The sequence below is a fragment of the Rathayibacter sp. VKM Ac-2803 genome (assembly GCF_009807175.1).
Lineage (GTDB): Bacteria > Actinomycetota > Actinomycetes > Actinomycetales > Microbacteriaceae > Rathayibacter.
Genome location: NZ_WUCD01000001.1, coordinates 1240953 through 1253862 on the forward strand (window position 1 = coordinate 1240953; position 12910 = coordinate 1253862).

A 12910-nucleotide genomic window follows, 5' to 3' on the forward strand; every position below is an offset into this window, starting at 1 on the left:
CCGTGTGGCGTGGCCCCTCGAACTCGCGCCCTCGCCCTCACCGGACTGGCGATCGTCGTCGCGGCCCTCACCGGATGCGGCACCGCCGCCGAGACCGCCGCCGCCTGCGTCGTCCGCCCCGCGGCCGAGATCGTCCCCGAGCAGGGTGCGCTCTTCGGCGTGAACCTCGACTGGGGATCGCAGACGATCGAGGAGTACTCCCGCGAGCTGGGACAGCGGCCCGCGGTCGCGGTCGCGTTCGCCGATCTGCCCTTCACCGAGGAGGAGCGCGACGAGGTGCGCTCGGCCGCTCAGCAGCTGCGCGTGAACGGCGGGACGCTCCTGCTCACCCTCGAGTCGATCGAGGGTCTCGCTGCGGTCACCGACGCCGTCGCGGCCGACATCGCCGAGCTCTCGGCCTCCGTCAACGAGACCGGCGTTCCCGTGATCATCCGCTTCGCGCACGAGATGAACGGCTCCTGGTACGCCTGGGGTCAGCAGCCCGTCGCCTACGTGGCGGCGTTCCGGCGGGTCGCCGAAGCGGTGCACGGCGATGCGCCCGGCACCGCGATGATGTGGGCGCCGAACAACGCCGACGGCTACCCGTTCGAGGGTGGAGCCTCCGCCGCGCAGCCGGGAACGGCCGACTTCGCCCTGCTCGACACGACCGGCGACGGCGTGCTGAGCCTCGACGACGATCCCTACGCGCCGTACTACCCGGGCGACGACGCCGTCGACTGGGTCGGCATGTCGCTCTACCACTGGGGCTCGGCCCACCCCTGGGGCGAGAACGAGATGCCGGAGGAGGGCAAGTTCGCTGCTCAGCTCACCGGCACCTACAACGGCGCGGCCGGCGACGAGACCGCCGCACCCGACTTCTACCAGACCTACGGAGTCGACCACGGCAAGCCCGTCGCCATCCCCGAGACGGCAGCGCTGGTCGTCCCCCGCGGCGACCCGGCGGGGGAGCTGGCGATCAAGCAGGCGTGGTGGCAGCAGGTGCTCTCGGCCGAGACCGCGGCCCGTTTCCCGAATCTGAAGATGATCAACTGGTTCGAGTGGGAGAAGTTCGAGCCGGAGGTCCAGGACGAGGTGTCGTGGTCGGTCGTCGAGGAGCCCGACACGCGTCGCGCGTTCCGGGCGGACCTGCCCGCCGGGCTGGTCTACTCCGATCTCTCAGCGCGGTGCACCGGAGCGGACGCCGGTTGATCCCACGCCGCCGCCTCCCCCTTCCGAGGGACGCCAGAGATGAGCGGTTCGTGTGCGGACGTTCGTGCCCCGGAGTGCCCGATACGTTGACGGTGCGGGGAACTGAAGGTGACCCTCGCGGCCGCTGATCGTTCTCGAAGGGGTGCTCCATGGCTGGCGACGCCGTCTCTGATCCGCGCTCCGACGCCCTCGCGGCACTCGGGGTGATGGGCTCGCCCCCCGAGGAGCGCTTCGACCGCATCACCCGGATGGCGCGCGACCTGTTCGGCGTCCCGATGGCGGAGATCCACTTCCTCGACGAGAGCACGCTCTTCACGAAGTCGCCGCAGAACCCGGGCTGGCCGCTCGAGTACCCGCGGGAGGGCACCTTCTGCGACGCGACGCTGCAGAAGCGGTCGATGCTCGTCATCCCCGATCTCGGGGCGGACCCGGCCTGGGCGGACAACGCGAACGTCGCGGGCGCGCCGCACGTGCGCTTCTACGCCGGGCGTCCGATCAGCGTCGACGGCGGACTCCAGCTGGGCACGATCTGCCTCCTCGACTTCGTTCCGCGCGATCTCAGCGAGGATCAGCAGCGCCTGCTCGACGAGTTCGGGAGCTGGGTCGAACGAGAGCTGCGCGACTCCGCCGAGCGCGACAGGGCCGCCGAGGTCCAGGCTCAGCTGCTCCCGCTCGATCTGACCCATCCGGACGGCTATGCGCTCACCGGCATGTCCGTCCCGCGCCTGCAGGTCGCGGGCGACTTCTACGACTGGTGGGTGGGTGACGGCTTCGTCGACATCACGCTGGCCGACGTGATGGGCAAGGGCGCGGCGGCCGCGATCATCGCGGCGAGCATCCGCTCGGCCTTCCACGCGCGCGTCGGCGATGCGCCGACGAGAGCCGTGGCCGGGGTCAACCGCCAGCTGCTCCGCGACTTCACCGCGACCGGGACGTTCGCCACACTCTTCCACTGCCGCCTCGAGACCGAGACGGGTCGTCTCGACTTCGTCGACGCCGGCCACGGGCTCTCGGTCGTCCTGCGCGCCGACGGCTCCTTCCAGCGGCTCGCCTCGCTCGGGCTGCCGCTGGGCATCGCCGAGGACGGCGGATGGATGACCCAGTCGGTCGAGCTCGCGCCGGGCGATGCGCTCGTGTCCTTCACCGACGGCGTCCTCGACCTCTACGACGGAACCCTGAACTCGCTGGCCGAGGTCACCGCCCTCGCGCGCGCCTCGGCGAGCGCGGAGGAGTTCTTCGCGTCCGTCCGCACGCTCTCGCTCGGCGAGAAGGCCTCGGACGACGTGACCGTTCTCGTGGTGAGCCGCACGTGAGGCGGAGCAGGCTCCGACTGCTCGCCCCGTCCTCATGGAAGGCGGCCCTCGCCGCCGTCGCGGCGGCGGTGCTGCTGGCGGGTCCCGCCGTCGCCTCGATCGCCGACGACTCCGCCTTCTCGCCGCCGACGGGCACCTACTTCGGGTCGAGTCTCGACTGGAGCAGCGACAGCGCTGCGGAGCAGACCGATCGCCTCGGCCGCCCCGCCGCGGTCCTCGAGCACGTCGCCGCCGTCCCGGTGACCGACGCCGAGGTCGACTACCTCGCGCAGTTCATGCGCCAGGCGGAGGGGCAGGGCGCGCTCGCCGCGGTCACCCTCCGCCCGGTCGGGGGTCTCGACCGGTTCGGCCAGGAGGAGGCCGAAGCAGCTGTAGCGGCGCTCGCGCGTGCGCGGGACGGGCAGGAGCTCCCACTGTTCGTCCGATTCGCGCCAGAGATGAATGCGAGCTGGACGGCCTGGGGCTTCGCCCCCGAGGAGTACATCGCGGCCTTCCGCGTCTTCGCGGAGGTGCTGCACTCCGATCTGCCCGACGCCGTCGCGGTGTGGTCGCCGGCCGCCGGTGAGTCCTACCCCTTCTCGGCCGGCGGTACGACCGACGACGCCGCCCTCGACACGAACGGCAGCGGATCGCTCGACGCGGGCGACGACCCCTACGGTCCCTACTACCCGGGCGACGACGCGGTCGACTGGGTCGGTCTGTCGGCCTATCACGACCCGAGCGGCGGCGGGGCCCCGAGGAACGCGGTCGCCTCCGAGGGCGCCCTCGACGCGGATCTCGACGGCGAGGGCGATCTCGCGTTCTACGAGCGCTTCGCCGAGAGCGCCGGCACGCCGATGATGCTCGAGACCGCCGCGTTCTACAGCCCGGGGGCCGGTGGACCGGCCGAGCTCGAGATCAAGCAGGACTGGTGGCGGCAGGTGATCACGGCCACCTCGGGTGACGCGCACCCGTTGATCGACGTCGTGCTCTGGCGCGACTCCTCATCGGCCCGGGCCGTCGTCGGCGAGGTCGTCATCGACTGGAGCCTCTCCGGCTCGGACACGATCTCCTCGGCGTTCGCCGCCGACGCCGAGGCGAGCGAGCTCGTCTTCGGCCCGGTCTACGCGCCGTTCACCTCCTCGTCCACGGTGCGGACAGCGGGAGGGACGATCGGCGGGGCGGCCGCCTGGCTCCTGGTCGCGGGGGTCCTCGTGGCGGCGATCGCCCTGACCGGCTGGGGGCTGCTGCGCGGTCGGAGCGGCCGGCTCGCCTACGACGGACCCCCGAATCGCGATCTCCGCATCGACTACCTCCGCGGAGTCGCCATCGTCTTCGTGGTCATCAACCACATCGCGCTCGTCTCGGTCTGGCAGAACCTCACGCAGGAGGCGATCGGCATGGTCTCGGGCGCCGAGCTGTTCGTCCTGCTCTCGGGCGGCGTCCTCGGGATGGTGCACCGTCCGAAGGTGCTGGGCGGGGGCATCGGCGAGGTCACCCTCCGCACCGAGGCGCGCGCCTGGAAGCTCTACGTCACGGCCCTCGTCGTGGTCGTCCTCGTCGGTCTCGTGAGCCTCGTCGGATTCGTGAACAGCACTCCGGCGACGACCTACGTCGACCAGGGGACGGGCGCGGCGGGCAGCGAGGCGACGGGCCGGGTCTACGACCTCTACACGAACATCGGCAGCCTCCTCCGCTACCCCGTCGACCCGGCGATCATCGTCGACCTCGCTCTGCTCCGGCTCGGGCCGTGGCAGGTCAACGTCCTCGGCCTGTACGTGGTGATGCTCGCGATCGCCCCGCTGATCCTCTGGGCCCTGTCGCGCGGGCGGTGGGCGATCGTGCTGCTGGTCAGCTGGGCCCTCTACGTGCTTCAGATGATCCTGCGCCTGCGGCTCCTGCCCTCGCAGTTCGAGGACTCGTTCCCGCTGCTGACCTGGCAGGCGCTGTTCGTCACGGGGATGGTCGCGGGCTTCCACCGGCGCGAGATCCTCGTCTGGTTCGCGACCCGTGCCGGGCGGATCGTCCTCGCGGTCGCCGTGGTGGCCACGGCGGGGCTGGCGGTCTTCTCGTGGAACAACCCGTATCTCTCCAGCCCCTACGACCTGCGCCTGGGGCTCATCCCGGCGAACGCCTTCTCGGACATCTACTCGGTCGCCTTCCAGCGGACTACTCTCGACCCGGGCAGGGTCGTCAACGTGCTGCTCGTGGTCATCACCGCCTACGCTGCACTCACCGTGCTCTGGAAGCCGGCGCAGCGACTCCTCGGCTGGTTCTTCATCCCCCTCGGTCAGGCGACGCTCTACGTGTTCGTCATGCACGTCGTCTTCGTCCTGATCATCGCCAACATCCCTCTCCTGCGCGAAGGGAACACCGTGGTCAACTCGCTCGCCTACCTCGTCGTGCTCGGCCTGCTCTGGGTCATGGTGCGGACGCGCTTCCTCTACCGGATCGTGCCCCGATGAGCGCCGGAACGGCCGTGGACACCGGACCCGGGACGGAGAGCACCCTCACCTCGCCCGGCCGGATGCTCCTCCTGCGCATCATCGTGGTCCTGACGATCGTGCTCGGCGTGAACTACGTCGGCTGGCGGTGGCTGTTCTCGCTCAACTGGGACGCGTGGTGGATCGCCGTCCCGCTCGTCGCGGCCGAGACCTACAGCCTCATCGACGTCTGCCTCTTCGGGATGACCATGTGGCGGGCGAGGGGGCGGGCGGCGCCGCCTCCGCCTGCCCAGGACGCCACGGTCGACATCTTCATCACGACCTACAACGAGCCGATCGACCTGGTGATGACGACAGCGCTCGCCGCTCAGGCCGTGCGCTTCCCGCACGCCACCTGGGTCCTCGACGACGGCGACCGCGCCGAGATGCGCGCCGCCGCCGAGGGTGCGGGGCTGGGCTACATCACCCGCTCGGCCGACTGGAAGGACCGCCCCCGGCACGCGAAGGCCGGCAACCTCAACAACGCGCTCGAGCAGACCACAGGGGAGTTCCTCCTCATCCTCGACGCCGACCAGATCCCGCGGCCCGAGATCCTCGACAACACCCTCGGCTACTTCCGCGACGACGAGGTCGCGCTGGTCCAGACTCCGCAGGTGTTCTCGAACGTGGCGACGGGCGACCCGCTCGGGAGCCAGGCGCCCCTGTTCTACGGGCCGATCCAGCAGGGCAAGGACGGCTGGAACGCGGCGTTCTTCTGCGGCTCGAACGCCGTCCTGCGGCGCGAAGCGCTGATGCAGCTCGGGATCGCCGGCTACGTCCGCGAGCTCGACCGCAGCATCGCGTCGGCGCTGCGGACAGCGGCTCGCGCCGTGAGCAAGGCCCGGTCGCACCCGGCCGCCGCCGACTCGGCGGTCCGGGCGGCACTCGACGACGTCAGCAGCGCCATCAAGGAGGCGCAGGCCGCGATCGCCGGCGGCGCACCGATCGCCTCGGTCACCTACGACCTGCACCGGCGCGTCGACGCCGCGAGCTACTCGCTGGTCGCCTCCGATGTGGCCGGGCTCGAGGAGGACCTCGCCGAGATCCGCGCGCTCGCCCGCGCCTCGGGCGGTGCGGAGTCGTCGGTCGACACGATCGTCGACATCGAGCAGATCGTCCTGGGGCTCTCGGATCGCGAGCTCTCGCCGCTGAACGCCCTCGAATCGGTGCAGGCCGTGCTGCAGAGCATCGCCATCGACCGGCCGGGGGAGGCGCAGCCGATCATGCCGCTCGCGACCATCTCGGTCACCGAGGACATGGCGACGTGCATGCGCCTGCACGGCCTCGGCTGGAAGAGCGTCTACCACCACGAGCTCCTCGCCGACGGCCTCGCTCCGGAGGACGCGGGGACGATGCTCACTCAGCGCCTCCGCTGGGCGCAGGGGACGATGCAGGTGTTCCTCCGCGAGAACCCGCTTCTGCAGAAGGCGCTCAGCGTCCCGCAGCGCCTGATGTACTTCGCGACGATGTGGAGCTACATCAGCGGCTACGCGGCGGTGGTCTACTTCGCGGCGCCGATCGTCTTCCTGGTGCTCGGGATCCTGCCCGTGGCCTCGGACGCGTTCGACTTCTTCATCCGCTTCATCCCCTTCATGATCGTGAATCAGCTGCTCTTCCTGATCGCCGCGAAGGGGACCCCGACCTGGCGGGGGCAGCAGTACAGCCTGGCCCTCTTCCCGGTCTGGATCGAGGCGTGCACGACCGCGATCAACAACGTGTGGTTGAAGATCCCGCTCGGGTTCGCGGTCACGCCGAAGACGCGGCAGGAGTCGACCGGGATCCCGTGGCGCCTGATCAAGATCCAGCTCGTGGTGATGGTCCTGCTCGTCATCGCGATCATCACGGGCTGCCTCCACCTGTTCTTCAACGGTGCGGAGCCGATCGGCACGGGGGTGAACATCGCCTGGGCGGTGTTCGACCTCGTCGTGCTGAGCGTGCTCTTCCGCGCCGTCGCCTACCAGGGCTTCGAGCCCGTGCCCCCCGCTTCCCCGACCCCTGTCACCCAGACCTCGTGACCCAGAAGAAGGAGACCGCATGACGTTCACCACCGAGACCATCGAGCCCGGGATCACGATCATCCACGGCGAGGGCAAGCTGAACATGGTGGCGGCGCCCGAGCTGCGCGAGATCGTCAAGCGCTCGATCGACGACGGCAGGTCGCGCGTCGTGGTCGATCTCAGCTCCGTGTCGTTCCTCGACTCCTCCGGTCTGGGTGCCCTCGTCGGCTGCCTCAAGAGCACGCGACAGGCGGGAGGGGACCTGCGGATCTCGGCGCCGAGCAAGCAGGTCTCGATGGTCCTGAAGCTCTCGAACCTCGACCGCGTCCTCGCCCAGTTCGACACTCCCGAGGACGCCTATCGTGACTGAGCGCACCCTCCTCTTCAGGAGCCCTCCCGAGACGGTCGAGGTGGTGCACGCCGCCCTCGAGTCGCTCTGGGACGAGAGACCCGACATCGACGAGATGGACCGGATGATGTTCGAGACGGCTCTCATCGAGCTGACCGCCAACGTCATCCAGCACGGGTCGTCCTCGACCACGATCATCTGCCGGCTCGAGATCGTCGCCGACGATCTGCGGCTGCGCGCCGAGCTCGTCGACACGGCCGATCCCCCCGGGATCGACACGGGGCCGCGCGAGATGCCGGACGAGTTCGCGGAGTCGGGCCGGGGCATCGCGTTCATCCAGGCGCTCGTCGATGCGTTCGACTACGAGCGCGCGGAGGGCCGCAACGTCTGGACCCTGAGCAAGGACCGCTCGACCGGCGAGTCGTGATGCGATCAGCGACGCGCCAGCGATCACCCATCCGCACCTCCGCGTCCCGCGTCACTGCGGTGGCGATCGGACTCGACGAGCAGTCGCCGCTGGTCAAGCAGCTCCCGGTGGCGTTCCTCTTCGCGGTCGCCGTCGTGCTCAGCCTCGTCGTCCCGACGATCGAGGTGACGGATCCGGTCGCCTTCGCGCTCTCCGCGGTCGCCATGGCCGCCGCCACCGTGCTGGCGGCAGTGCTGCCCCGGATCGACCCCGAGGGCCGGGCCGTCCTCCTCGTCCCGGTCCTGGACTTCCTCGTCGTCGGAGTCCTCCGCTACTCGACCGGCGAGAGCGCGTCGATCTTCGCGTCGCTCGCGATCCTCCCGACGGTCTGGATGGCCGCCTCACCGGGGCGCCGCAGCGTCGCGTTCGCCTTCGTCGGCATCTGCGCGGGACTCGTCGTGCCCTTCCTGCTCGGCTCGACCCTCGAGGAGAACCCGAACGAGATCGCCCGCGGGTTGTTCTCGGCGGTCGCCTTCGGCCTCGCTGCCGCCGTGGTGAACGATCTCGCCCGTCTGGCGCGCGAGTTCGTCGCGAGCGTGCGGGCGCGGGAGCAGATCACGCTCCTCGAGCTCGACGAGGCGGCCCTCGTGCAGCAGGCGCTTCTGCCCAAGGCGGGCACCGATGCGGCGGGCTACGACTTCGCCGGCGTCTGCCTGCCGTCGAAGGCCGTCGGCGGCGACTTCTTCGACTGGTACCCCGTCTCCCGAGGCACCGCTTTCACCCTGGGAGACGTGATGGGCAAGGGCGTCGGCGCCGGGATCATCGCCGCGACGGTCCGCGCGGTGATCCGCAGCGCCCGCAGTCATGAGGATCTCAGGGTTCCGCTCGACCGCGCGGCTGACGCGCTCTCGTCCGATCTCGGCGACACCGCCTCGTTCGCGACCCTCTTCCACGCTCGTCTCGTGCACGCCAGCGGCGAGGTCCGCTACGTCGACGCGGGCCACGGGCTCACCCTGCACGTCCGGGCCGACGGCTCCTGGGAGCGGCTCGCGTCGCTGAACCTGCCCGTCGGCATGTGGAGCGACGAGGCGTGGAGCGTCTCGCGCGTGGTCCTCGAGCCCGGCGACGCGCTCATCAGCTGCAGCGACGGCATCCTCGACCTCTACGACGGGACGGTGGAGTCGATGCGGCACGTCGCCGAGATCGTCGTCGAGTCCTCCACGGCCGCCGAGGTCGTGGCCCGTCTGCGGGCCCTCACCGAGGCGTCACCCGAGCGCGAGGACGACGTGACGGCGCTGGTGGCGCTGCGGCTCGCCTCCTGAGGCCGGGCGTTCAGCTCCTCCGCTGGGCGAGTGCCGCCGCGAACGCCTGCGCTGAGGCGGGGGAGCTGCCGATCCGCCAGTCGACCTCCTTGTCGTGGTCGAACCAGACGACTCCGGTGACATCGCCCTGAGCGGCGAGGTACGAGATCAGGGCGCTGTTCCACTCCGACTTCACCCCGCCGGCCTCGGCCGACGCCGTCTCGGCGACGAGGATCGGCGCGCCCGGTGCCAGGGTGCGCAGCTGCGCGAGCCCCGGGCCGAACAGAGCCGACGGCGACGTCCATGAGCTCCACGCGGCCGCCGTGCCCCAGTTGTACCCGTCGAGCGCCATCACGTCGATGTACGGCGCACCCGGATACAGCCCCTGGAGCGGAGTCGACCCGGTGTACGGCACGTTGGGGCTCCACACCCACGACACGTTCGACGCGCCCTGAGCCTCGACGACATCGTGGACGTGCTGCCAGGCCGCCGCGTACGACCCCGCGGCATTGCCGTTCACGCCCTCCGACCACGGGTACCAGTCGCCGTTCATCTCGTGCGCGTAGCGGAGGAGGACGGGCTTGCCCCAGGCGGCCAGCGCGGCGCCCCACTGCCGCAGGTAGGCGTCGTGGTCACCGGCGAGGATCCGGGCGTTCGAGTAGGCGGGCTGGTCGACACCGCCTCCCCACCGCCACGGTTCCCAGGTGATGATGCTCGTCGCCCCGCGGGCCGCGACGCTGTCGAGCCCCGCGATCGGAGGCGCCTGGCCGAAGTCCTGGTAGGACAGCACGAGGGAGGGACTCTCGCCGACGAGCGCGGCGGCCTGGTCGAGCTCGGTGTTCGCCGAGGCGCCGCCGGGGGTCGTCAGGCCGAAGCGCAGCCGGGCCGTGCTCACCGCCGGTGCTCTGCCTGCCGGGCTCGTCGTGGATCCGGGACCGGCCGTGGTGGAGGCGCCGCCGAGCGTGACAGTGAACCCGGCGGTGACGGTGCGCCCGCCCGCGCGCGCCGTCACCGGGAGCGTGCCGGCCGCCGTCTCGGGGATGGTGATCGTCGCTGTGAAGGCGCCCGTCGTCGACGTGGTGAACGGTGCGGTCGCCGTGCCTGCGGTCACGGTGCCGCTGGTCTTCTTGGCGAACCCGGAGCCGGTCACGACGGTCCGGGTCCCCACCGGTCCCGAGGAAGGGGAGAGGGTGACCGAGGCAGGAGCGGCCGAGGCGGGCGCCGAGGCACCGCCGAGGAGGATCGCCGCAGCGAGCATCAGGCCGGTCGCGGCAGCGACAGTGGAGCGGAGGACGGACATGAGCGCTGGCTCCTCGGGTTCGGGTCGTCCGAAGAGTAGGTGCCGGGGAGTGCACGGCGTCCCCCCTCCCACTGGGGCGGCGGACCGCCAGGATTCCTCCGCGCTCGCCGCCGTTCCGATCCGCGGTGCGGCACCAGCGCCCGTCGAGGCGCGTACTCGGGGGCGGGCCGCAGATGTCCCCGATCCAGAGCCTGATCGTCAGTAATGTGCCGCCTATGCGCACTCTGTACCCCGAGATCGAGCCCTTCCACACCGGGATGCTCGACGTCGGCGACGGCCACGAGATCTACTGGGAGGTGTCGGGCAACCCCGAGGGCAAGCCCGTCGTCTTCCTGCACGGCGGACCCGGCGCGGGCACCTCGCCCGCCCACCGCCGCCTCTTCGATCCCGAGAAGTACCGCATCGTCCTCTTCGACCAGCGGATGTGCGGCCGCTCCACTCCGCACGCCAGCGAGCCCGGTGCCGACCTCTCGACCAACACGACCTGGTACCTCGTCGCCGACATCGAGAAGCTGCGCGAGCACCTCGACATCGACCGCTGGCAGGTCTTCGGCGGCTCGTGGGGCTCGACCCTCGCGCTCGCCTACGCCGAGACGCACCCCGAGCGCGTCACCGAGATCGTCCTCCGCGGCATCTTCACCCTGCGACGTGCCGAGCTCGAGTGGTTCTACGAGGGCGGCGCCGCGGCGGTCTACCCCGACCTGTGGGAGGCGTACACCGCCGTCGTCCCCGCCTCGGAGCGGGGCAGCTTCATCGAGGCCTACTACCGACTTCTGCACGACGAGGACCCGGCGGTGCACGGCCCGGCCGGCGTCGCCTGGACCACGTGGGAGGCGTCCACCATCTCGCTCCTGCCGCGTCCCGAGATGGTCGAGGCCTGGTCGGATCCCGCCTACGCGCTCGCCTTCGCGCGGATCGAGAACCACTACTTCGTGCACCAGGGCTGGTTCGAGGAGGGGCAGCTGCTCCGCGACGCGGGCGTGCTGCGCCAGGTGCCGGCCGTCATCGTCCAGGGCCGCTACGACATGTGCACGCCCGCGTTCACCGCGTGGGATCTGCACACCGCGTGGCCCGAGGCCGAGTTCCGCCTCATCGCCGACGCCGGCCACGCCTTCGACGAGCCCGGCATCCTCGACGCCCTGATCGAGGCGACCGACCGCTTCGCCTCCTGACGCCACGCGCCGCCTGCGCCGGGCCGACGCGACTACCCTGATCAGATGCCCGCTGACGACGCCTCCGAGATGGCCACCTGGCCCACGGGGCGCCTGCTCTCGACGGCGTCCCGCATGGTCGAGCACGCCTGGCACGGCGCCCTCGCCGAGATCGGTCTGACCCACGCGGGGCTCATCGTGCTGCACTTCCTCCAGGCCGGCCCGACCGCGCAGAAGGAGCTGGCCGCCTCGGCGCACGTCGAGGTGCAGACCATGTCGCGCACCATCGAGCGCCTCGAGCGCGAGGGCCACGTCGAGCGCGCCAGCGACCCCGCCGACCGGCGCCGGCAGCTCGTCTCGCTGACCCCGAAGGGCGTCGAGGCGTGGCAGCGCGCCCACCGCCTCGAGGTCGACATGCTCCCGGGCACCTTCGAGCAGGGTCCGCTCCGGGAGGCGCTGCTCGACATCATCCGCGACGCGAGCGAGTCCCGCTGGGGCTGAGCGCGCCCGCAAGCCCCCTCGCGAGATCGGGCGCTTCGCTACCGTGACCGCATGACCTTCAACGACGACTCCCAGCTCAGCGGCGGCAAGGTCCGCAGGCGCGGCCGCACGACGGGCATCGCGGTCGGAGGCGGTGCCGGCGTGGTCATCGTCCTCGCGCTCCTCTCGCAGCTGCTCGGCGTGAACCTGTCGGGCCTGGGCGAGGTGCTCGGCGGAGGCGGTGCCGCGCCCGAGGGCGTGACCAGCACCGCGGTCGCCTGCGACAGCGGCGCCGACGCGAACACGCAGGTCGACTGCCGGCTCGAGGGGGCCGCGGAGTCGCTGGACCGCTACTGGGGCACCGCGACCGGCGCGCTGGGCGTCGCCTATACGACTCCGGCGGGCGTCGACCTCTTCGAGGATCAGATCCAGACGGGCTGCGGAGGCGCGACCGCCGCGGTCGGGCCGTTCTACTGCCCGCCGGATCAGACGATCTACCTCGACACCGACTTCTTCGACGAGCTGCGGACCCGCTTCGACACCTCGGGCGGTTCGCTCGCGCAGATGTACATCCTGGCCCACGAGTGGGGGCACCACATCCAGAACCTGACGGGTGCGATGGAGTCGGCCGACCGCTCCGGGACCGGGCCCGACTCCGACTCCGTGCGCCTCGAGCTGCAGGCCGACTGCTTCGCCGGAGCGTGGGTCGGCGACGCGTCGACGGTGCCGGACGAGACGGGCACCCCCTACCTCAAGCCCGTGACGGCGCAGGAGTACCAGGACGCGCTCGGCGCCGCGGCGGCGGTCGGCGACGACCGCATCCAGGAGCAGGCGACGGGCACCGTCGATCCCGAGGGCTGGACGCACGGCTCGGCCGAGCAGCGCCAGCGCTGGTTCCAGGCCGGCTTCGAGGGCGACGCCGCGAGCTGCGACACCTTCGCGGCCGCCCAGCTCTGACGCGAA

Annotated in this window: 11 protein-coding genes; 10 read left to right on the plus strand and 1 reads right to left on the minus strand. The window is 71.1% G+C overall.

Going from position 1 to position 12910, the window contains the following annotated elements; genetic code table 11:
• The first annotated feature begins 9 nt into the window (after window positions 1-9).
• The 7 genes from GRS96_RS05750 (at window position 10) to GRS96_RS05780 (ending at window position 9037) form a co-directional block, all read left to right on the plus strand.
• Window positions 10-1188 carry a glycoside hydrolase family 26 protein gene (locus GRS96_RS05750; protein ID WP_159987975.1) on the plus strand — a complete coding sequence of 393 codons (1179 nt, stop codon included), beginning with the start codon at window positions 10-12 and terminating at the stop codon, window positions 1186-1188.
• A 149-nt stretch (window positions 1189-1337) separates the two neighbouring features.
• Entirely contained in the window at window positions 1338-2501 is a 1164-nt protein-coding gene (locus GRS96_RS05755; RefSeq protein ID WP_159987976.1) for a PP2C family protein-serine/threonine phosphatase, read from the plus strand.
• Window positions 2498-4945 (plus strand): OpgC domain-containing protein, encoded by a 2448-nt coding sequence (gene opgC / locus GRS96_RS05760; protein ID WP_159987977.1) that lies wholly within the window; start codon window positions 2498-2500, stop codon window positions 4943-4945. Before GRS96_RS05755 ends, opgC begins: the two co-directional genes overlap by 4 nt.
• Before the next feature lie 62 nt (window positions 4946-5007).
• Window positions 5008-6978 carry a glycosyltransferase family 2 protein gene (locus GRS96_RS05765; protein ID WP_159858433.1) on the plus strand — a complete coding sequence of 657 codons (1971 nt, stop codon included), beginning with the start codon at window positions 5008-5010 and terminating at the stop codon, window positions 6976-6978.
• A 19-nt stretch (window positions 6979-6997) separates the two neighbouring features.
• The gene (locus tag GRS96_RS05770; RefSeq protein ID WP_159858373.1) at window positions 6998-7330 is read left to right on the plus strand and encodes an STAS domain-containing protein; all 333 of its coding nucleotides are present in this window, start codon (window positions 6998-7000) and stop codon (window positions 7328-7330) included.
• On the plus strand, window positions 7323-7736 hold the full coding sequence (locus tag GRS96_RS05775; RefSeq protein WP_159858376.1) for an ATP-binding protein: 414 nt from the start codon (window positions 7323-7325) through the stop codon (window positions 7734-7736). Before GRS96_RS05770 ends, GRS96_RS05775 begins: the two co-directional genes overlap by 8 nt.
• Before the next feature lie 59 nt (window positions 7737-7795).
• Window positions 7796-9037: a PP2C family protein-serine/threonine phosphatase gene (locus tag GRS96_RS05780; protein ID WP_159987978.1), complete on the plus strand. Its 1242-nt coding sequence runs from the start codon at window positions 7796-7798 to the stop codon at window positions 9035-9037.
• 10 nt (window positions 9038-9047) lie between these two features.
• Here GRS96_RS05780 and GRS96_RS05785 read toward each other — a convergent pair whose 3' ends face one another.
• Entirely contained in the window at window positions 9048-10316 is a 1269-nt protein-coding gene (locus GRS96_RS05785; RefSeq protein ID WP_159987979.1) for a glycoside hydrolase family 26 protein, read from the minus strand.
• Window positions 10317-10531: 215 nt separating this feature from the next.
• Between GRS96_RS05785 and pip the strand changes: the two genes are divergently transcribed.
• From pip to ypfJ, 3 genes are read left to right on the plus strand one after another with little or no spacing between them, the layout of a single operon-like run.
• Window positions 10532-11488, plus strand: a complete 957-nt coding sequence (gene pip, locus GRS96_RS05790) for a prolyl aminopeptidase (protein WP_159858385.1) — start codon at window positions 10532-10534, stop codon at window positions 11486-11488.
• Between the two features lie 45 nt (window positions 11489-11533).
• Complete coding sequence (locus GRS96_RS05795) at window positions 11534-11968, plus strand: MarR family winged helix-turn-helix transcriptional regulator (protein ID WP_159987980.1); 435 nt, start codon at window positions 11534-11536, stop codon at window positions 11966-11968.
• A 51-nt stretch (window positions 11969-12019) separates the two neighbouring features.
• Window positions 12020-12904, plus strand: a complete 885-nt coding sequence (gene ypfJ, locus GRS96_RS05800) for a KPN_02809 family neutral zinc metallopeptidase (protein WP_159858391.1) — start codon at window positions 12020-12022, stop codon at window positions 12902-12904.
• Window positions 12905-12910: the final 6 nt, after the last annotated feature.